This window comes from Gimesia sp., from assembly GCF_048260065.1.
Lineage (GTDB): Bacteria > Planctomycetota > Planctomycetia > Planctomycetales > Planctomycetaceae > Gimesia.
Genome location: NZ_JBLXHC010000008.1, coordinates 115,426 through 135,809 on the forward strand (window position 1 = coordinate 115,426; position 20,384 = coordinate 135,809).

Consider the following 20,384-nt stretch of genomic DNA (forward strand, 5'->3'; position numbering starts at 1 on the left):
TCTTCCACGTTACTCCAGATTAAAGAACTTCCTCTCAGTACAACAGATATTTTGCCCGGTGAAAACCGAATTCGGCCAGGTCCTGTTGATAGAGCGCCTGAATTTGCATCACTGATTTTCCGGCGACAACCGCATCAAAAACACTCTGGTTTCCGAGCAGACGGTTATACGATTTTGTTTCCCATTGTTCAGGAAACAGTTTGCGCAACTGACAGGCGATTTCCAGTCCGGTTTTTACTGACTGAAACTTTCTCCGCTCCGTCACAACGAAATTCACGCCACCACATAATTCATTCGCAAACTTACTGGATGAGGGAGTGAATTGAACGGGTACGAATCGTACTCCCGGCAGTCCCGAGCGATTCAATTCCCGCGCCAGTTTCATTCCGTCGAGCCAGGGAGCACCAATCCATTCAAAGGGAGTATCGGTCCCACGCCCGACTGAAAGATTCGTCGTTTCAAGCAACCCCACACCCGGGTAGAGAATCGCTTCGTTCAGATTCCGCATATTGGGCGAGGGGTTCACCCAGGTCAAACCGGTTTCATCAAAGTACATTTCGCGTTTCCAGTTCTGCATGGGAATTACCTGCAGGTCGGCACCGATTTTCATTTCCGCATTAAACATCTGCGCCAGTTCTCCCGCAGTCATGCCATGCCGAACGGGAATACGATGATAGCCCACAAAAGACTGCGAACCTTCATCCAGAATCGGTCCGGAAAAGATGACTCCATTGATCGGATTCGGGCGATCGAGCACCACAAAGCGAATCCCCTGCTGCTGTGCAGCCTGCATGGCATTTCCCATCGTCGAGATATAGGTATAAAACCGGGCGCCGATATCCTGAATGTCAAAGACCAGCACATCCAGATCCTGGAGACTTTCCGGCGTCGGAGTGCGCGTCTTTCCATACAGGCTGAATATCTTCAAGCCCGTTTTTTCATCCGTGCTGTCTCCAATCTTCGACACATCCAGTTTACCCGCGAAACCATGTTCTGGGCTGAACAGGGTTTTCAACTGAACTTGTGGTGCATCATTGAGAACCTGCACCGTACTTTTCCCATCCCTGGTCAACCCTGTGTGATTTGTAATTAATCCGATCCGCAGGCCTTTCAGTGATTTGAACTGCTCTGCCTGCAATACATCAATTCCCGTGAGAACATTCAAACTGTCACTCGAGGATGTGGCAGGTACAGACTGCGAAACGGTGTCAGCATTAATGGCGGCGGCTGCGATAGTACCGATGCGTCCTGCCAGCGAGTTGACGGACCCTTTGCCATCGGGGTGAACCCGGTTACTCAGGAAAATCACAAACAGATCCTGAGCCGGGTCGATCCAGAGCGAGGTTCCCGTAAAACCGCCATGCCCGAATGCCTGACTGGAAAAGAGGTCTCCACGATTTGAAGAGTAACCCGACAGCACATCCCAGCCCAGCCCCCGGTTAATGTCAACCACCTGATAACCCCGGGTCATCAAATCGATGGTCTCTGGCTTCATGAACTGTGTTTCTCCGGAACGTCCTTTGTTCAAGAGAGCCTGAGCGTAAACAGCCAGATCTTCCGCGGTGGAAAACAGGCCGGCATGCCCGGCAACTCCGTCCAACTTGTAGGCCCGTGGATCATGGACTTCTCCCTGCATCCAGCGTCCTTCGCGCTGTTGGGTGGTTGCAGCACGTTTCCTCAATTCCGATGCCGGAAGGTACCCCGTTTCGGTCATTCCCAGTGGCTGAAAAATATTAGCCTGCGAGTATTCATGTACCGACTTCCCCGTCACCCGCTTTACAATTTCACCCAGTAGAATAAATCCAACATCCGTGTACGCGAAGCGGGTTCCCGGTTCGTAGTACAACTTCAAATCATATACACGCTGCATCGCTTTTTCCGGGCCATCCTGATAATCCTTGATCGAATTATCGGGGATCAATCCCCCCTGGTGTGTTAACAGCTGATAGACAGTGATGTCCTGCTTTCCGTTGACGGCAAACTCCGGAATATATTTCGCAACAGGGTCGCTGAGTTGTACTTTGCCTTGTTCAACCAGCTGCATGATACTGGTTGCCGTCGCAATGGGTTTAGTAAGTGATGCCAGATCGAACACGGTATCGGTCGTCATCGCCACTTTTTCCGGCTTAACCTGACGATTTCCGTATGCTTTGAGGAAGACCACTTTTCCCTGATAACCCACCAGTACAACAGCGCCGGGCATGGAATCTCTTTCCAGTCCCCGTTGAACAACATAGTCAATGGTCGCCAGCCGCCCCGGATCCATCCCCACCGATTCGGGTGATGCGAAAGGCAGGCGTACAGAATTGGCCGCCTCTCCTTGATGTCCGCAGCAGACGAATAACAGAACCGTAGTCACAATCCAGAGATAGTTTTTCATCGTTTTTTCCTGCAGCAGGAGTCAGGGGCATATCTATCAAACAAATTAATCTTCATCCCATTGGAAACGGGCCGCCATCGGCATGCGACGTCCGGAACCAAACGCACGGGCAGAGAGCTTGATCCCCGGAGGCATCTGTCGTCGCTTGAATTCATTGCGATCCAGTCGACCAGCCACCCAGCGCACGGTTTCTGGAGGATACTCCTTCGACAGACTCTTCACCGAGCGTTCGTCTTCGATCAGTCCTTTGAGGATTCCGTCCAGTAAGTCGTAGGGAGGGAGTGAATCCTGGTCGACCTGATTCGGTGCCAGCTCGGCACTGGGCGCTTTCTTGAGTATGTTTTCCGGAATCACAATTTTTCCGGCTCGTTGATTCACATAGTGTGACACGCGATAGACATCACACTTAAATACATCACACAGAACCGCAAAACCACCCGCCATGTCTCCATACAGGGTGCAATAGCCCATCGCCAGTTCGCTCTTATTTCCTGTCGCCAAGGCCATCCAGCCATGCTGATTACTGCGGACCATCACATTCGCACCTCTGATGCGAGCCTGTAAATTCTGGTCCGCCAGTCCGGCCGGATCAAGCTTTAAATCCTCGCCGATCACGGGTAGATTTTCAAAGGCCAGATGGATCGAATCAATGGGGATCGTCTCATAGTCGAGTCCCAGATTTTCTGCCAGCGCCAGCGAGTCAGCCACACTGTGATCGCTGCTGTAACGACTGGGCAGCAACAGCGCGTGCACCCGCTCTGGTCCGATTGCCTCTGCTGCAATCGCACAAGCCAGAGCACTGTCGATCCCACCAGACAGCCCCAGCACACAGTCTGTAAACCCGCACTTCTGCATATAGTCTCGCAGCCCTAAGACAAGCGCTTCAAAAAGCTGTTCTTCACGAGATAAAGCTTCGACTTCCGTGATTCCCTGTTCGACGGTCGAGTCTGTCTCAAAGTACTGGAGGTCTTCTTTAAAGCCTGGCATCTGCAATACCAGACCGCCGGAAGCGTCCATCACAAAACTATGACCGTCAAATACGAGATCGTCATTCCCTCCGACCTGATTCACAAACAGGTAGGGAATCGAGTAGCGTTCCCGGTGTGCACCGACGATCTGCTGTCGACGCTTTCGTTTATCAATCTCGAAGGGACTGGCAGAGATATTAATCAGCAGGTCCGAGCCGGCATCTGCAAGAATCCTGACCGGATCCGGGAGTTCAAAAGGCTGATTGTGATAGAAGGTATCCGCCTGCCCCCACCAGGCATCCTCACAAATATGCAAACCCAGCTTCAGCCCCTGGAAAGATACTGGTTTGATCTGTTTCAGATCTGCATGACGAAAATAGCGCTGCTCATCGAAGACATCATAATTGGGCAGCAGTAATTTATGAATTTGAGAATCGATTTTTCCCTGATACAGCAGGCTGGCCGCATTGGCGATGCGTCCCTTGGGAAGATCGCGCCCCGTAGGATGACCAATCACCACGCCGATCTCAGGATTTAACTTTGCTGCCAGTCGGTCTACTGCGTGATCACAGGCTTCGATGAAACCTTCTCTGAGCAGAATGTCCTTGGGTGGGTAGCCGCAGAGAATCAGTTCCGGAAAAAGCACCAGATCAGCACCGGATTTCTCTGCACGATTCACTGTTTCCAGAATTTTACGACAGTTGCCGGACAGATCGCCGACAGTCGGGTTTAATTGTGCCAAAGCAATTTTCACAGACGCTCTCAACTCCTGAAACAGATCTTATTTAGGTAGCGATTTTAATGACTGAACTGAATGTGCAATCAAAACTCGCTGAAAACCAGCCAACGATCAACAACATTTATTAAAAAAGGGATGAAATGCCTACTTTTTTTTGCCCCGCTCTCAGAAACGAACTAAGTTTAGATGAGCATATCCACATCGCTCAAGGGAACCGGGCTAGTCGTTAAGGCCCAATTTGTATCGATTCCTCACTTCGAATCATCCCGGGACTGACTTCTCTTATGACGCATTCTAGAAAAAGATCATTAGCAGAAACAGGCGCACGCCCATTATTGAGCCACACTTCGATCCTGATTATCAGTATCTTTATACTCGGAATGGCAACGGGAACGACTACTACTCTTCCAGCAGACAGCACCTACCTGATGATGGGGGTCTTTGGCCTGATTTCTTACTTTGGACTGGGCGCACTGGCTGCCACCCGTGAACGAAAGTTGCGAAAGCAGGAACTGGAACAGAAAGAAGAAGCCCTGGAAGGTCGACTGGAACGCCACCTTTCAAAGGACACCCAAACCAATACTCCCCAGCGTGTGGCTGTCAACGGCGTTGATCAGAGCAGTCAGTATCAGACGGTAAATACCACAGCGGGCATTTTACGAAATCGCTATTGATATTAGTCTCGTCACAAAAAAAGGCTTCAACCCTGGAAATTCCGGATTGAAGCCTTCGAGTAACGAACAAAAATGAGTATCAGTTAGCAGACGGTGGTGTCACCCGGCGAACACGGCTCAAAGCATTCTTAGCCGCAGTTCGGACTTCAGAATTCGTATCGAAGCGAGCTTTCTGCAGTTCTGGAATCGATTTGTGAGCGTAGGGCCCGATCTCTCCCAGAGCGTAAGCAGCACCGGCACGCACCTGGCTGGCTTTATCCTGCAAGGCAATGCTCAGAGCGGCAATCACATGATCATCTTCCGGTTTGAGGTCTGCCAGACTGTAACAGGCAAGCCAGCGGATATTCACATCTTTCGAGAGCAGGCAATCAGCAAGGGTTTTGTTTGCCTGGTACTTCCAGTCTGAATCCCGGGCCAGTAATTCTGCCGTATGCAGACGAACGTATTCATTATTGTCTGACAGTGACCGAACCAGAATCGGAGTCAATTCCTGTGAATGGAACCCGATCTGAGCCAGGACTGCCGCAGCAAAGGAGCGATCGCTCTCGACTGAGGAATTCATGGCGTCAATCAAAGTTGGAACAGAGTCATCTGTATTGCCTTCGATCTTCCATAATGAGAATGCACACTGAATCCGTACGCCCATATTGTCATGGAGAGACAAAGATCGCAGAGCAGGCACTGCAGCAGCAGCTTCAGATTCCATTGCTCCCAGTCTCTGAATCGCCTGTTTCAATTCGGGAATCTGAATCGAATTCAATTCTCGGACCAGGCTTAACACTTCCCCTTGAGCATCAGGACACAACGATTCCGCTGTGTTGGGTTGAATCAGTTCCCGCTTTGGCTGACTGACACTGGCAGTCTGGACAAGCAGCTTCCGATTTTGTGTTTCCGGCTGAATTTCGACCTGCTGTGATACCGTTTTGATGTTATCAGTCTCAACACTCTTGATCATATCCGGATCGACGGGATTCCATTTGCCGATGCGTGTGATCGCAGATCCCTCAAACGGGGAGTCGACAGTCGCCACATGATTGGCATTTTCAAAAGGATTTCGTTTATCGAATTGAGGTTCTGTTTCTGTCTGCTGCACCAGACGGAATTCCGGCTGTGGAGCAGGCGATTCCTGCTGAGGCGGAGTGAAGTCAGAAATCAGTTCGTTCTGCAGTTCACGCATCAGTTCAAATGCAGATCGTTTCTTTTTAGACTGACTCTGTTCTGAAGCTGCAGGGACTTGAGTAACCTGTTTTTGAACCGCAGCGACAGCAACGGTCTTTTTCTCAGTCGCAGCAGCGGCTTCCATCCGGTTGACGTCTTCATCCGTCAGCTTTCTGAAACTGACCTGCTCCTGTGTTGCGGGCTGAGTTCTTACCTCAGCGATCAGTTTTTCAACTTCGACGACCTGCTTTTGTTCCGGCTGCTTCTCAGCGACTTCAACCTGCGGTTCATCGAATGCGGGCTCGGCCAGCATCGGGTCAGCCAGGAATGGATTTTCAGCAGTCTTGTCTTTGTTGTCTTTGAGGATTCGGTCCCGGATCACACGGAAAGGAGAGTCTTTGGTATCCGCAACTTCCGTTTCAGCCTGAGGCTGCTGTGTTTTTATTTCCGGCTTCTTTACAGAAGCTGGGTCCACTTTTCGGAACATATCCTTTTCCAGACCAGCAGTCTTCATCTCCGGTTTGGTCTGTGGTGTTTTAGAATGGCTCACCATTCGCGTATCGGACAGGGAAGCTCTCAGAGCAGGATCTGTAGACAGTTGCGCGATGTTCTGTTCAACACGCTTTAACAACTTCTCGTTCTGTTCAAATTCTTTCGAACCTTTCTTGATCGATCCCTGCCCGCGGGCATCCCGTTGGCTCAAAGCCAGAGATTTCTGATATTCGGTCAAAGCCTGTTGCTTCTCTCCACGCTCTGCGTGCAGGTGAGCAATAATTTCGTGTGCTTCGGCAGGCGAACTGATTTTGCAGAGTTGAGCATAACTCTCCTGCATTTTTCCCTGACTGCCCAGTACAGTTGCCAGGCGCGTTGTGGCACGTTCGCTCTCAGGATTTAATGAAACCGATTTTCTCAATACCTCTTCGGCTTGAGGGTACTTCTTCATTTTGTAAAGTGCATACCCGTAATCGCTCAACATGTTCGCGTTTTCGGGAGTCAGCTCTTTTGCTTTCTCGAAGTACTTCAGGGATTCTTCACGCTCACCCAGCCGGTAGCTGACGATCGCCAGCCGATGGCAGGCAAGTGCCCGATTCGGATCAGCTTTATGAATGGATTCATAGGCCTTCTTAGCCTTTTCCAATTCTTTTTTGTTTTCCAGATCCTGAGCAACGGCCATTTTGCTGTCCAGAACTTTTTCCCTGGCGGAGGAAGGGAGCATGGCTGTGGGCATATGAGAACAACCTGCGAATGGAACAGCGACAGACGCTGAAAGAACTGCGGCCCAAATACTGCAGCGCTTCATTTTGATATCCTCTAAAAAGTAGAGTCGAGAGCGATAAATTTGCTATTGCCGATTTGTGAATTCAATGATGGGAGAACTTTGAGAGAGGCTCTCTTCAGCAATTTCATCACGATCTGCTACCAGCCTGTGTACTGGCTGGAACGATCGTACCGGATGAATTGCATTGAACGACCACTCACGGCTTAATGAATAGTTCGGTTATTCACGTTGTGCCGATGCAAAGGGAAGTGCAGAATATCGTGTCCATAACGAAGATCGTGACGGACGAACTGGTTGCAACACGTGGCAAAAACGGGGGGCATTTTCGGAAGAGTTAAACTTTGACGATTGTTCCGAATTTACCGCCTGGAATACGTCGTAATTAACCCTAAAAGCCTGTGTGCAGCGGCGATCTGCCGTTTTTGCCTGAGCGTCAGCAGGCAATTGTCAGGCGCACTCAGCTCCATTTGGGCTGAAAGTTCATCGGTTTGAAAGCTTTCAGCGAAGATCAGTTCCGACTCGATTTGAGGTCCCGAGCGATTGATTCGCGCCAGGCCGATACAGACGATTCCATCCTGATGTGCGGGAGCGTCCGGTCCCAGATGCCCCGTAATGGAGGCGGACAGAGTTGCTTCGGGAGTCTGCTGCAGCACTCCCAATGCCATTTCGCGGGCAGTTTCAATACTCACGTCCGTATATTGATCGAGCGTCTCCTGCTGCACTCCCAGCCATTTCATTTTTGTATCCCAGCGGTAGACCACGGCAGAACCACAAAAGTACTCTGAAATTCCAGGCAGGCTGGTCATCAGCGTGGCCACCAGCCCCCCCGTACAGCTTTCTGCAAGGACCAGTTTCTGATCGTGATCCACCAATGCGGACTTAACCTGCATTGCCGCCTGCATCAAATTTTCGGGTAACATCCGGATCTCCAAAAAACAAACTTCGAGGCTCTCGTGATAATTTACACTTCAGGTCATCTATTCTACAGTGTGTGCATTGAATAATCTGTATGTTAAACAATTGAAAGCATCACTCTCTAAATCATGTCGCGCTCCAAGCCTACCCGTGACCTTCGTCCCTACTTTCAAACGCTTGAAGATCTGGAAGGCCCGTTCCAGTGGGAAAGTTTCTTTGGGAATGACCAGCCAGTGGTCCTGGATGTCGGTGCGGGCCGGGGTCTGTTCCTGTTCAATGCCAGTGGAGAACACCCGGAAAAAAATTTCCTGGGTATGGAAATCGACTACCGGGAAGGTCGGCGGGCAGCAACCCGACTGTTGAAAGCCGAACGCCCCAACGCCCGGATGCTGGGCGGCGATGCTAGAATTGCCTTTGACAAATTCATTCCGGATTCGTCAATCTCTGAAGTCCATGTCTACTTTCCCGACCCCTGGTGGAAAAAGCGGCATCACAAACGACGCATCTTTACAGATGTGTTTGTCAGCCGTATCACGAAAGCGTTGAAGCATGGAGGCGAACTCCACTTCTGGACTGATGTGGAAGAGTACTTTGAACGCGTCACGAACCTCATGGATCACGCCAGCCAGTTTATCCGCCGTGAAACGCCTGAAGAAAAACTGCCGGAGCATGACATGGACTTCCAGACCAGCTTCGAACGAAAAAAACGCAGAGAAGGCTGGAAGATTCATCGCGGCCTCTGGGAACTGCAGAAACCCTCTGAGTCCTGAAAATCAGTTCTCCAGAATCACCTGTTGTAAATCAATGGGCCGATTGAATTTGACTCGACGGCCCACGTGGTACCACCAGATACCTCTGATCGGGTAGAAAAACACGGATCGGACGAACTCGTGCTGCTGGCGTAAACTTGCCAGATAAGCTTCTTCAAATTCCGGGAATTCATCCGCCAGTTCCAGCCGCTTGACTCTCTGCAGGTCTGCTATCGCTGCCTGATGTTTTTCGTGCAGCTCTCCCGTCTGTTCCACGCCAAATGACTGAACGAACCGTCCGGGGGGCGCGGGAAAAATTAACGCCTCTCGATCGTTGGCCGTAATGAGCGAGCAATCGTCTTCGAAGATCGTCGTGAAACTATGAAAGCGACCGTAAGGTGAGAGAGTTGTCTGAAAAAAAGTCGCCTGCGATTCACTTTCCCAGACCAGGATATAGTTCTGCTGCCAGCGATAGATGCCAACCGTTTCAAACTGATTCGATTGTGACCAGTCTGATTCCGCCCTGCACTTGCCCGAGAGATAATCATCCCAGTCTGCTTCTGGCAACAGAATCAACTGGGGTGACCTCATATGCTGAATGGCGTAGTAGATCAAAAAAGGAATCAACACAAACAGATAACAGAAGATCATTGCTGCTAAAAGTATCAGACCATTTATCAGATTGGCGTTTGCCAGCATTTTCCGGTTCCGGACGTATTTGAGTATCAGCGGTTAAGAATCAGAGCTTTTCTGTATTTTCTCACCCAGCCGATCAATTTTCCAGCCCAGCAGCTTGGCATTAATTTTGTCGCTTAAAGCATGACACATCTCCAGAAACGCATCCGTCGCACGGTCTTCATTCAATTCGTGAGCAGAAAACTGGGTCAGATTCTCCTGTCTTAATTTGGTCACTTCGTCCAGAAGTATCATTAAAGCCGGACCATCTGACGGGTTGTTCCCATCCAGTTTCATCTGTTTATTTTCAATCGCCACCAGTTCTCTGATGTAGCGGTCCAGTTTGTGTTCCTTGGCTTTTTCACGCCGTTTCTGAATCTGCCGATAAAGCAGATATGTTGCAATCAGCATCGACACGATAAATGATCGCATCCCTTCTGTGACTTCGACAAATTCGGAATTGAGAAAGGGCTTCAGTTCAGGGTTATAAATATGATCTGCGCCAGCATGCAAAGGAAAACCCTGGCCATCCCTGGCAAAGGAATTTCCGCCTTCGATCAATTCATTCAATTGTAACTGCCTGGAAAAGTCCTGATGTAAAATGATCGCAGTCACTCCTGAGACCAGATCTTCGGAAACCGATTCGCGGGCGAGAAGATGGGCATCACAGGACACGGTAGGCAGATCTTGAGGAGGCACCACCGGGTCTGCACGACGAAACATGCCGGCAGGAATTTCATACTCATCAAAGTGTGATTCTTTCCGTGTCAGCGCCTCGATATAAGGTATTTCCAGAATTCGATATTTACCGGTATCAAGCAGTTCATGCAAAACCGGTGCCTCGATCCCGACAGTCATAATCGCCGCATCGAGTTGATTATTTTCGAACTGTTTCTCAATTTCCTCATAGGACAGATATACGGGGTGAATGTCTTCCACGCTGATCTGCGCGTGTTTCAGGAGAGGCAGACTGGCAGCCAGGTCCCCCGATCCCTGTTCCCCCAGCGCAACACGATGCCCTTGCAGATCGGCCAGTTTGAAGATCTCAGAATCAGCAGGCACGATCACATGCACCACCTGTGAATACAGATTGGCAATGAAACAGATTTGCTCCGGTTCCTCCTGTTCTGGCACTGGGACATTGTCCGGCTCCGCCTGGAATTCCTTGAGCACATATTCTGCCCCTGGCTGATAGAAGCCCAGGTCTGCTTTTCCACTGCTTAATAACGCAAGATTTTCCAGCGAGCCTTTCGTCTGAATGATCTTAACCTTTGTCCCGAGCTGCTCTTCCAACAGGTCTTTCAGTTGAACGGCCATGCTGTAATAGCGACCTTCCGGATGACCGGCGGCAATCGTGATCTGATCCGGTAAAGCGGTCATCCAGCGATAAGTCTGGTGCAGGATCACCGGCAGGAAGATCAACAGAATGACCAGCAGAACTTTGATTACAGACCGCTTCATATCTACCTTCTTCGATGAATTCTCAAAAATAGTAATGCCTGTTGAATTCGGGAGAATGTGCACAGAATATCATACTCTTTTTAAATAAAGTTTTCCCCTTTCGAGACATAAATAGAAGGATCTCTCTCCGAAATTGAGACCGTGCCCCTCAAGCCAGACCCTGTTTCGGGAATTCCCGACTTTGCGGTGCCGTTTGCCTTGGCGCGATTATTTGGCGAACTATGCTAAAGGGCGATACCTCTGTATCATCAGGGAATCGTTGTGATTCCCCTGACCCGTTTCCTTATTTTAATAAGTGAGTGAGTTCCATGTACCGAGTCCTGATCACGGACAATCTTTCGCCAGCCGGTCTTAAAATTCTAGAAGAAAACCCGGAAATCGAAGTGGATATTCGTTCCGGCTTATCGCCAGAAGAAGTACGGGAAGCTCTGAAGTCGGCAGATGGTATTATCATCCGCAGTGCGACAAAACTCACTGAAGAAATCCTGAAAGACCAGCCCCGCCTGAAAGCGATTGTTCGCGCAGGTGTAGGCGTCGACAATATCGACCGTGCCGCCGCCACCCGCGAAGGGATCATCGTGATGAACACGCCGGCCGGGAATACCACCAGTACCGCCGAGCAGACCATCGCCCTGATGATGGCACTGGCCCGTAACATCGGCCCCGCTTACGCCACCATGAAGGAAGGAAAATGGGAGCGAAAGAAACTGACCGGGACCCAGGTGGCCGGCAAAACACTGGCGATCATCGGTCTGGGACGTATCGGTCTCTGCGTAGCACAACGTGCCCAGGGACTGGAAATGAAAGTCATCGGCTACGACCCGTTCATGTCTTCAGAACGTGCTGCCGAGTATGGCATTGAATTATACAAAGAAGTCGACGAGCTGGTTAAACATTGTGACTTCCTGACCGTTCATACTCCGCTGACCGACGAAACACGTGACCTGATTAACGCCGAACGAATCGCAACCATGCGACCCGGAGTGCGGATCATCAACTGTGCCCGCGGCGGCATCGTCAATGAAGACGATCTGGCGGATGCCCTGGAATCCGGAAAAGTTGCAGGTGCCGCCTGTGACGTATTCACCCAGGAACCTCCCGAAAATCGTCGCCTGATTGATGCTCCCAACATGCTGGCCACTCCTCACCTGGGTGCTTCGACTGATGAAGCCCAGGAAATGGTCGCACTGGAAGCAGCTGAGATTATCTCGGACTTCCTGACCAAAAATGAAATTCGTCATGCGATCAATATGATTCCGGTTTCCGGTGCCGAGATGGCTGACCTGAAACCGCACATCGAACTGGGACACCGCCTGGGTCTGTTCTTATCACAGCAGACGAAAGGCAGCCTGAAAAGCGTCCAGATTCAATATCGGGGTGAAGTCGCTGACAAGCAGACGAAACTGATTACTTCCAGCTTTGCTGCCGGCCTGCTCTCCAATTCTTTTGAAGCAGAAATCAATATCGTCAATGCAACAGTCTTTGCCAAAGAACGTGGTATCGAAATTTCGGAATCAAAATCGAACGAAGCCGGAACACTGTCTACATTGATTACGGCAACCGTCGAAACGGAAGATGGAAAATGCTCTGCTGCGGGAACCATCTTCGGCCAGGACTTCCTGCGTCTGACTAAACTGGACGAGTTCTATCTGGACGGTTACCTGGATGGCAACCTGCTGATCTACCGACACCACGATGTCCCCGGCCTGATCGGTTACATCGGCACGGTTCTGGGGAATCACAATGTCAATATCGCCCATATGGCCCTGGGTCGCCTGCAGAATCAACCAGGCGGCGAAGCCATTGCCGTCTTGAACGTTGATGGTGAAGTCCCGGAAGCTGCCATCGAAGAAGTCTCCAGCCACAAAGACGTTTCCTGCGTCAAGCTGATTAAGATGCCTCCGGCAACTGCTCCCCTGTCCTGGTTGCAGTAATCCGATTTGAGCTTCCCAGCCGCTTCATTCTGATTTCAACTGTCAGAGGAAGCGGCTGTTTTTTTGGTATACATTTCTCACATACCGGGGAAGCTATTGCCTGAGGGGATCCCTCAAAGGTAAAATATCTGCGGAGAAGGTGCGCGCCAAAATATTACACGGAATCTGAAAATTTGAATTGACTGGTGAAACAGTTAAGGTATCATTCCCGGCAATTCCTATACTTTGTTTCTGCGTAAAGTCGCTTGGGTCTTAAACGTACCTCAATATTGCCATAACCTTGCTAAGAGTTCTGGAGGGTGGGCGGCATATGATTTCAGCAACGACCGGGAAAGCACAGTCCAGTGCCATGCAGGCGAGTGTCTTGGCTCTGAACAAGACTTATTCGCCGGTACACGTGATCTCTGCAAAAAGGGCATTCTGCCTGCTGAGTAAGGATATTGCAGAAGTAATCAGCGTGGAAGACGGCAGTTTCATGAATTACGACTTCAGTTCCTGGATTGAAATCAGCGAACTGCGATCCGAGTTTAATGAGCGAAATGAGCTGGAAGACTGGATCATGTCAGTCAACTTTGAAATCCAGGTGCCTCGTGTGGTCCGCCTGCTCCGCTACGACCGAATCCCCAACAACACCATTAAGTTCAATCGACGCAATATCTTCATTCGAGACAGCTATCGCTGCCAGTACTGCCAGAAAAAATTCAGCGTCAAACAGCTGAGTCTGGACCATGTAGTTCCCCGTTCGCATGGCGGAGGCATGAGCTGGGAAAACATTGTCAGTGCCTGCAGGCGCTGCAACACGAAAAAGGGGGGACGCACTCCCTCGCAGGCTGGCATGAAGCTGTTCCAGAAACCCGCCAAACCAAGCCGAAACCCAGTTTTACTCCAGCAGGTGAAACATGCAAAATATGAATGCTGGAAAAATTTTGTCGGCACAAAAGAACTCCTGACCTGTGACTGATCATCTACCAGTCCCGCACTTCCGGCCCCCCGCTTTTTGATCTCCGCATTGCTCTCTCTGGCCTGAGTTGCCCCTTAAAATCGCTAAATCCCCCGATATTATATCGATGAAATCAGCTGTTTTTTAAGGCCATGGTTCCACTCTCCTGTTGAACCGTCTATATTACGATCCTGAAACAGGGCCTCTTGCTGCAAACATTATTATTACACACTCAGGAATCTGGAATGTCGTCTTCTCCGTTAAACGTCGCGATTATCGGTATGGGAACCGTAGGCAGTGGTGTTGCAAAAATCCTGCTGGAGCGTTCCGAACAAATGACGACGCGGGCTGGACGACCCATTCATCTCAAAAAAGCGGTTGTCCGGGACCTGTCCCGTCCCAGAAATGTTGATTTACCTGCCGACGTCCTGACCGACAGTATCGATGCCGTCCTCGACGATGAAACCATCGACGTTGTCATACAGCTGATCGGCGGAATCGACCCGGCTTACGACATCATGCTACGCGCCCTCGAGAGTGGTAAAGACGTGGTGACAGCCAACAAAGCACTCCTTTGTGAGAAGGGAGAAAGCCTGTTTCAACGCGCGCGGGAGCTGGGACGCTGCATCTGCTTCGAAGCAGCTGTCGCCGGTGGAGTGCCGCTCATTGAAACCGTCACCCAGGCAATGACGGCCAACCAGATCACCTCCGTCGAAGCCATCCTGAATGGTACCAGCAACTACATTCTGACAGAAATGTTCTCTCATAACGTCAGTTACGACGACGCTGTAAAAAGCGCGCAGGAAATCGGATATGCGGAAGCCGATCCGGCAATGGACGTCGATGGAACCGACGCAGCTCAGAAACTGGGAATCCTGGTTCAACTCGCGCTGGGCATCAAAGTCAATCTTGATCAGTTTCTGCGGCAGGGAATCGACAGTCTGTCCCTGGCCGACTTACAGTATGCCTCCGAACTGGGTTATACCGTCAAATTACTGGCGGTCGCCAAGTTACTGGATGGCCAGCTGGAAATGCATGCCCAACCAACGTTGATCCGTAACGACAACCCGCTGGCCCATGTGGAAGATGCTTACAATAAAATTGCCCTCGAAGGGGATGCGGTCGGCAAGGTCTGGCTGTCAGGCATGGGAGCAGGTCAGATGGCGACGGCTTCTGCCGTGGTCGCGAATGTGGTCGATGTTGCTGTCGGCAGGGCTGCTTTGACATTTCCCCGGCTCGACCTCTGGAAACCCCGTGAGGGAATCAAGATCATGCCGCGCGAGGAAATTTCCCGTCGCTACTTCCTGCGTTTAAACGTGGAAGATCGCCCGCATGTATTGGCCGACATTACAAATGTGCTGGGCGATCATGAAATCAGCATCGCTAGCCTGGTGCAACACGAAGCTCCGGAAGTTGATCCTTCCGAAGAATTCTCGATCGTCCCACTGGTGATTATGACCCATCGTACAACGGAAGGTCGCTTTCAGGCCGCCAGCAGGGAGCTGGATGAGCTGGTCTGCATCCGGTCTCCCTTTGTGCGCATGCCGGTCAACGACTGATCTGGCCGACTACTCTTTCGTAGCCGGCTTTTCTGTCTCTGGTTTTGCAGCCGCATCTTCCTTCTTTTCAGAGGTAGGTGTTTCAGCCTTTTCCTCTTCTTTCTCAGCTGGTTTTTCAGAATCAGGTTTGGCTTCCGGCTTTTCTTTCTTCTCAGCTGGTTCTTCACCAACGATAGTTGCCGTTTTGATGTAGTCCAGTTTGGGAAAATCTTTTTTCAGATAAGCATTTCCCTCTTCGACGATCCTGCCCTGTTCTGGACCAAGTCCGCCGGGAGCACCTTCTCCATAACCATTATAAAGTGAATCGACAACATCCATGCCTTCCACCACTCTGGCAAACGGAGAAAAACCCATTTGATCCAGATTGGAGTTATCCCCAAAGTTAATGAAAAACTGTGTGGACCGTGAGTGAGGCATTCCTGTTTTAGCGAAGGAGACATAGCCACGTTTGTTAGATTGTTTGACAGGGTCATCCATGATGTTGTTGTCACGCCACTTGGCATGCAGTTCCGGATCACCATTGATGCCGATCTGCGCCATGAATCCATCGATCACACGGAAGAAAGCGGTATCGTTATAAAAACCGTTCTTAACCAGTTCTTTGAATCGTTCCGCTCCCTTAGGTGACCAGTCCGGATGAACCTCCAGCTTGATCTTCCCCTTGGTTGTATCCAGGACTACGTCATAAACCTCAGCGCTGGGTACTTCTTTTTCAGCTGCAGTGGGAACTTCACCAGAACAGCCCACACAGCACAACAACATCAGGCTCAATGCCAGCAGACAAAAACGTAACATCTCTTTGATCCTTATATTTCTTCAAAGTATTAGAATTGATTGATTCGATTGAAAATTAAGCTTTCTGAATTTCCTGACTGATCTGTTCGAACTCTTCTTTTAATACAGGCATCGCGCCAGCCTGGCTTGCTACCAGCCCTCCGACTCGATTCGCGAACAACGCTGCCTGTTCCCAGCCCCAACCCAGCAGGCGCCTGGAGATGAGAGCTGCTGTAAACGCATCACCGGCACCGACGGCATCAGCAACTTCCACCGGAGAGCCGGGGATATCATATTTCTGATCATCAGCAAAAATCAGGCAGCCTTCCGCACCACGTGTGATGCAGACTGCTTCCAGTCCATACTCTTCCTGAACCTGATTTGCAAACTGCTTCACGTTGCCGGCGGATAACCCAAGAACTTTGCTCAGTTTTTCCACTTCGTCCTGATTCAATTTGACCATTTTTGCCGCTGTCAGAGAACGCTCGATCCAGCTACGTTCGTAGTAATTCTGGCGGAGATTCACATCATACACAACCAGGCAATTTTCACCTGTCGCGGCCAGACATTGATGAATGGCCTCGCGTGAATCTGGTTCCCGCTGTGCCAGCGTTCCAAAGCAGACTGCCTGTGACTGCTGCATTAATTCTGATAGATCCTCATTGAATTCCAGATGGTCCCAGGCAACGTGTTCATGGATCGTATACTGCGGATCGTTCGCGTCGGAATACTCTACTGTAACCGTTCCAGTGGGGAACGATTCATCAACCTGTACGTAATCAACAGAAAGCCCCTGCTGTTTCAGAAATTCCCGCAGTTCTGTCCCGAGTTCATCCTGCCCCACACGCGTGACGACCGTCCCCTGGCATCCCAGTTGATTTGCCTGAAAGGCAACATTTGCCGGTGCCCCGCCGGGTCGTCTCTCATCTTCGAAACAATCCCACAGCAATTCACCTAAACCAATTACCAGTGGAAGCGACTTTATGTTATTCATGAAACTCAGATTCAATTATGATTTGATTCTATTACACTGTTCCGAGATCACAGCTCAGAAACGGAGTGCCACTGTCATGCGGGGCACGATGTCTCACAGCTGATACCATACCATATTCGGGGATACAAATTCCATGCATCGCATTTATGAATACCGTCATTTAGTGACTGAAGACGAAATTGACGGCTTAGGACACGTCAATAATGTGGTCTATCTGAAATGGCTACAGGACGCGGCAGTCGCTCATTCGACGGCAAATGGCTGGCCGGGGCGCCGTTATCGCGAATTGAAAATCGGCTGGGTCGCACGCAGCCATTTTATCGAATATCTGCAACCCGCGTTTGTGGATCAGGAAATCGTGGTCCAGACCTGGATCTCCACACTTCAGAAGGTCAAATCCCTGAGAAAATACCGGATTATTCGTCCTGCCGATTCCGAACTCCTGGTACGGGCTGAAACAAACTGGGCGTTTGTGAATTATGAAAACCTCACTCCCCGCCGTATTCCACCTGAAGTCGCTTCCTGCTTCTCTGTCATTCCCGACTCTGAAGAACCCGGACTGTAAGTGATCGGGCAGGAATTCGCTTCCCTTTATTTTCATGAAGTAACTGACTCAAAACGTGAAATCGTTCAGGCAGCATGGTACGCTATCTACAATTCAGATTGTGAACTGCAACGGACGATCATCTGAAAATCAATTCATTTCTTCTCTCCATTCACGGTGAACTATGACTGACCAACCCTATGAAAAGCTGGGAGCATTCTATCTGGGTCGAGAATATGACCTGCCTCAAGATCACCTGAAAGAAGATCTGGTTCTATACGACAGCAAAGACCTGACAACACATGCAGTCTGTGTCGGCATGACAGGCAGTGGAAAAACCGGACTCTGTCTGTCTCTGCTCGAAGAAGCGGCTATCGACGATATTCCTGTGATCGCCATCGATCCCAAGGGAGATCTGGGAAATCTGCTGTTGAATTTCCCCGAGTTAAAACCAGCAGATTTTCGTCCCTGGATTGAAGAAAGCGAAGCCGTCCGCAAAGGGAAGACACCCGACGAATATGCCAGCTGGACTGCCGACTTGTGGAAGAAAGGACTGGCTGACTGGCAACAGGATGGCGCCCGTATCTCGCGACTCCGCGATGCCGTCGACATGGCGATTTATACACCAGGCAGTAATGCAGGCTTACCGATTTCGGTCCTGAAATCATTCGATGCCCCGAGTGAAGCGGTTTTAAATAACAGCGATGCCCTGCGGGATCGCATCATGTCCGCGGTCTCAGGACTGCTGGCTTTATTGAAAATCAACGCCGATCCGATCAACAGTCGGGAACACATCCTGCTTTCCAATATTCTCAGCAATGCCTGGAAAGAGAAACGGAATCTGTCCATCGCCAGCCTGATCCAGGAAATCCAGGCGCCCCCTTTTGATAAAATCGGCTTTCTTAATCTGGACATGTTTTATCCGGCTAAAGACCGCATGCAGCTCTCCCTGCAGCTCAATAACCTGCTGGCTTCTCCAGGATTTGAATCCTGGATGCAGGGTGACGCCTTGAATATCGAGCGACTCTTAATGACCAGAGAGGGAAAGCCTCGCATCTCAATTCTTTCGATCGCACACCTGTCAGAATCGGAACGCATGTTCTTTGTCACCGTGCTGCTCAACGAAGTCCTGGCCTGGGTCCGCAGCCAGTCGGGAACATCAAGCCTGCGAGCCATTCTGTATATGGATGAGGTTTATGGATACTTCCCCCCGACGGCCAATCCGCCTTCCAAAACACCGATGCTTACGTTGCTGAAACAGGCACGCGCCTTTGGTCTGGGTGTGGTGCTCTCAACACAGAACCCGGTTGACCTGGACTATAAAGGGCTCTCGAACACAGGTACCTGGTTCATCGGTCGCCTGCAGACGGAACGCGATAAAGCACGCGTACTGGATGGACTGGAAAGTGCCTCGGGAACCGCGGGCAGCCAGTTCCATCGACAGGAGATGGAAGCCATTCTGTCCGACCTGGGAAGCCGGGTCTTTCTGTTACACAATGTGCATGAAGACGCGCCCGTCGTCTTTCAGACCAGATGGGCCCTGTCCTACCTGCGCGGACCACTGACGCGAAACCAGATCAAAACGCTGATGGAACCGCGGAAACAAGCGGCTGTCGAATCCACGCCGGTCAAATCGGAAACAGCTCTCACTACACCCGCAGGACCAGACGTTTCACAACCACCGTTAATTCCGCCGGAAATCAAACAGCGCATCTTCACTGCTGCGACAATCGTCCCGACGGGTAGCCGACTCGTCTATCGCCCGGGTCTGATCGGTCTTGCAAAACTGCGCTACGCCGATGCCAAATCCAAAGTCGACATCTGGCAGGATGTCGCGATGCTGCTGACAGTCACCGGCTCAGTCCCGGAATCCGTCTGGGAAGCAGCCACACTGATTCCCCCAGGCAACCTGGACTATGATGCTGAGCCCGATTCCCAGGCAGTATATGCAGAAGTCGACAGTTTATTTACCAAGTCGAAGCAGTACCCGTCCTGGGAAAAGGAATTGAAAACGTACCTGTATCAGGAACGACCGCTGAATCTCTGGTTCAGCGCAGACCCGAAACTGTATTCCGATCCCGATGAAAAGGAAGCCGCCTTTCGGGCACGCCTCAAACAGCTGATGCGTGAAGAACGTGATCTACAGATTGAAAAACTCCGATCGAAATATGCATCCAAGTTCGATACCATAAAAAATCGAATTCGTACCGCCGAAGATCGCGTGGCACGGGAAGAGGCACAATACAGTGATAAAAAGCTGAGCACGTTCCTCTCAATTGGTACAACAATATTCGGTGCGATTATGGGCAGAAAAGTGGCCAGCGCCACCAACGTCCGCAAAGCATCGTCGGCTGCACGCAGCGTAGGCCGCGCCGCCAAAGAACATGATGACATTGGACGGGCAAAAGAGGCTCTGGAAATCCAGCATCAAAAATATGCGGAACTGGAAGAGGAGTTTCAGCAGGAGATCGATCAACTGGAAGAGCCCATTCGGCCGGAAGATCTCGAAATCGAAGCTTACCCGGTTCGGCCGCGAAAGTCCGATCTCATGGTGAATGAAGTCTCGTTCGTCTGGCTCCCCTGGTCCGTTGATCCCACAGGAATCAGCCAACCCCTCTATCGACTGGAAGAAGAATAAGAG

General features: G+C 50.6%; 15 protein-coding genes. 7 read left to right on the top strand and 8 right to left on the bottom strand.

Annotation, left to right across the window (positions count from 1 at the left end; genetic code table 11):
* Positions 1 to 34 precede the first annotated feature (34 nt).
* Positions 35 to 2,380, bottom strand: a complete 2,346-nt coding sequence (locus ACN0YN_RS16450; RefSeq protein ID WP_417386117.1) for an exo-beta-N-acetylmuramidase NamZ domain-containing protein — start codon at positions 2,378 to 2,380, stop codon at positions 35 to 37.
* 45 nt (positions 2,381 to 2,425) lie between these two features.
* Positions 2,426 to 4,102 carry an NAD+ synthase gene (locus ACN0YN_RS16455; protein ID WP_417386118.1) on the bottom strand — a complete coding sequence of 559 codons (1,677 nt, stop codon included), beginning with the start codon at positions 4,100 to 4,102 and terminating at the stop codon, positions 2,426 to 2,428.
* A 269-nt stretch (positions 4,103 to 4,371) separates the two neighbouring features.
* Between ACN0YN_RS16455 and ACN0YN_RS16460 the strand changes: the two genes are divergently transcribed.
* Complete coding sequence (locus ACN0YN_RS16460) at positions 4,372 to 4,761, top strand: hypothetical protein (protein WP_417386119.1); 390 nt, start codon at positions 4,372 to 4,374, stop codon at positions 4,759 to 4,761.
* 79 nt (positions 4,762 to 4,840) lie between these two features.
* On the opposite strand, the gene ACN0YN_RS16465 is transcribed toward ACN0YN_RS16460, so the two are convergent.
* Both ACN0YN_RS16465 and ACN0YN_RS16470 read right to left on the bottom strand, forming a co-directional pair.
* On the bottom strand, positions 4,841 to 7,147 hold the full coding sequence (locus ACN0YN_RS16465; RefSeq protein ID WP_417386120.1) for a HEAT repeat domain-containing protein: 2,307 nt from the start codon (positions 7,145 to 7,147) through the stop codon (positions 4,841 to 4,843).
* Positions 7,148 to 7,557: 410 nt separating this feature from the next.
* On the bottom strand, positions 7,558 to 8,118 hold the full coding sequence (locus ACN0YN_RS16470; RefSeq protein ID WP_417386121.1) for a CinA family protein: 561 nt from the start codon (positions 8,116 to 8,118) through the stop codon (positions 7,558 to 7,560).
* A 123-nt stretch (positions 8,119 to 8,241) separates the two neighbouring features.
* On the opposite strand from ACN0YN_RS16470, the gene trmB reads away from it, so the two are divergent.
* Positions 8,242 to 8,883: a tRNA (guanosine(46)-N7)-methyltransferase TrmB gene (gene trmB, locus ACN0YN_RS16475; RefSeq protein WP_417386122.1), complete on the top strand. Its 642-nt coding sequence runs from the start codon at positions 8,242 to 8,244 to the stop codon at positions 8,881 to 8,883.
* 3 nt (positions 8,884 to 8,886) lie between these two features.
* On the opposite strand, the gene ACN0YN_RS16480 is transcribed toward trmB, so the two are convergent.
* Complete coding sequence (locus tag ACN0YN_RS16480) at positions 8,887 to 9,561, bottom strand: hypothetical protein (RefSeq protein ID WP_417386123.1); 675 nt, start codon at positions 9,559 to 9,561, stop codon at positions 8,887 to 8,889.
* Positions 9,562 to 9,594: 33 nt separating this feature from the next.
* Complete coding sequence (locus ACN0YN_RS16485; RefSeq protein WP_417386124.1) at positions 9,595 to 10,998, bottom strand: TAXI family TRAP transporter solute-binding subunit; 1,404 nt, start codon at positions 10,996 to 10,998, stop codon at positions 9,595 to 9,597.
* A 308-nt stretch (positions 10,999 to 11,306) separates the two neighbouring features.
* Here ACN0YN_RS16485 and serA point away from each other — a divergent pair, with 308 nt between their 5' ends.
* From serA to ACN0YN_RS16500, 3 genes are all read left to right on the top strand, one after another.
* The gene (serA, locus tag ACN0YN_RS16490; protein ID WP_417386125.1) at positions 11,307 to 12,932 is read left to right on the top strand and encodes a phosphoglycerate dehydrogenase; all 1,626 of its coding nucleotides are present in this window, start codon (positions 11,307 to 11,309) and stop codon (positions 12,930 to 12,932) included.
* Between the two features lie 310 nt (positions 12,933 to 13,242).
* Positions 13,243 to 13,893, top strand: coding sequence for an HNH endonuclease (locus tag ACN0YN_RS16495; RefSeq protein ID WP_417386126.1), 651 nt, complete (start codon positions 13,243 to 13,245; stop codon positions 13,891 to 13,893).
* Between the two features lie 224 nt (positions 13,894 to 14,117).
* Positions 14,118 to 15,431 (top strand): homoserine dehydrogenase, encoded by a 1,314-nt coding sequence (locus ACN0YN_RS16500; RefSeq protein WP_417386127.1) that lies wholly within the window; start codon positions 14,118 to 14,120, stop codon positions 15,429 to 15,431.
* A gap of 9 nt (positions 15,432 to 15,440) precedes the next feature.
* On the opposite strand, the gene ACN0YN_RS16505 is transcribed toward ACN0YN_RS16500, so the two are convergent.
* Together ACN0YN_RS16505 and ACN0YN_RS16510 are read right to left on the bottom strand one after the other, a co-directional pair.
* The gene (locus ACN0YN_RS16505; RefSeq protein WP_417386128.1) at positions 15,441 to 16,226 is read right to left on the bottom strand and encodes a peptidylprolyl isomerase; all 786 of its coding nucleotides are present in this window, start codon (positions 16,224 to 16,226) and stop codon (positions 15,441 to 15,443) included.
* 55 nt (positions 16,227 to 16,281) lie between these two features.
* Entirely contained in the window at positions 16,282 to 17,199 is a 918-nt protein-coding gene (locus tag ACN0YN_RS16510) for a carbohydrate kinase family protein (RefSeq protein ID WP_417386129.1), read from the bottom strand.
* Between the two features lie 133 nt (positions 17,200 to 17,332).
* Here ACN0YN_RS16510 and ACN0YN_RS16515 point away from each other — a divergent pair, with 133 nt between their 5' ends.
* Together ACN0YN_RS16515 and ACN0YN_RS16520 are read left to right on the top strand one after the other, a co-directional pair.
* The gene (locus tag ACN0YN_RS16515; protein ID WP_417386130.1) at positions 17,333 to 17,764 is read left to right on the top strand and encodes an acyl-CoA thioesterase; all 432 of its coding nucleotides are present in this window, start codon (positions 17,333 to 17,335) and stop codon (positions 17,762 to 17,764) included.
* 163 nt (positions 17,765 to 17,927) lie between these two features.
* Positions 17,928 to 20,381: an ATP-binding protein gene (locus tag ACN0YN_RS16520; protein WP_417386131.1), complete on the top strand. Its 2,454-nt coding sequence runs from the start codon at positions 17,928 to 17,930 to the stop codon at positions 20,379 to 20,381.
* The last annotated feature ends 3 nt before the right edge of the window (positions 20,382 to 20,384 follow it).

Bases quoted from the DNA above. Each gene is read 5' to 3' on its own strand.
- ACN0YN_RS16450 (WP_417386117.1), bottom strand. From the start codon at position 2,380: ATGAAAAACTATCTCTGGATTGTGACTACGGTTCTGTTATTCGTCTGC.
- ACN0YN_RS16460 (WP_417386119.1), top strand. From the start codon at position 4,372: ATGACGCATTCTAGAAAAAGATCATTAGCAGAAACAGGCGCACGCCCA.
- ACN0YN_RS16465 (WP_417386120.1), bottom strand. From the start codon at position 7,147: ATGCCCACAGCCATGCTCCCTTCCTCCGCCAGGGAAAAAGTTCTGGAC.
- ACN0YN_RS16470 (WP_417386121.1), bottom strand. From the start codon at position 8,118: ATGTTACCCGAAAATTTGATGCAGGCGGCAATGCAGGTTAAGTCCGCA.
- trmB (WP_417386122.1), top strand. From the start codon at position 8,242: ATGTCGCGCTCCAAGCCTACCCGTGACCTTCGTCCCTACTTTCAAACG.
- ACN0YN_RS16480 (WP_417386123.1), bottom strand. From the start codon at position 9,561: ATGCTGGCAAACGCCAATCTGATAAATGGTCTGATACTTTTAGCAGCA.
- ACN0YN_RS16485 (WP_417386124.1), bottom strand. From the start codon at position 10,998: ATGAAGCGGTCTGTAATCAAAGTTCTGCTGGTCATTCTGTTGATCTTC.
- serA (WP_417386125.1), top strand. From the start codon at position 11,307: ATGTACCGAGTCCTGATCACGGACAATCTTTCGCCAGCCGGTCTTAAA.
- ACN0YN_RS16495 (WP_417386126.1), top strand. From the start codon at position 13,243: ATGATTTCAGCAACGACCGGGAAAGCACAGTCCAGTGCCATGCAGGCG.
- ACN0YN_RS16500 (WP_417386127.1), top strand. From the start codon at position 14,118: ATGTCGTCTTCTCCGTTAAACGTCGCGATTATCGGTATGGGAACCGTA.
- ACN0YN_RS16505 (WP_417386128.1), bottom strand. From the start codon at position 16,226: ATGTTACGTTTTTGTCTGCTGGCATTGAGCCTGATGTTGTTGTGCTGT.
- ACN0YN_RS16510 (WP_417386129.1), bottom strand. From the start codon at position 17,199: ATGAATAACATAAAGTCGCTTCCACTGGTAATTGGTTTAGGTGAATTG.
- ACN0YN_RS16515 (WP_417386130.1), top strand. From the start codon at position 17,333: ATGCATCGCATTTATGAATACCGTCATTTAGTGACTGAAGACGAAATT.
- ACN0YN_RS16520 (WP_417386131.1), top strand. From the start codon at position 17,928: ATGACTGACCAACCCTATGAAAAGCTGGGAGCATTCTATCTGGGTCGA.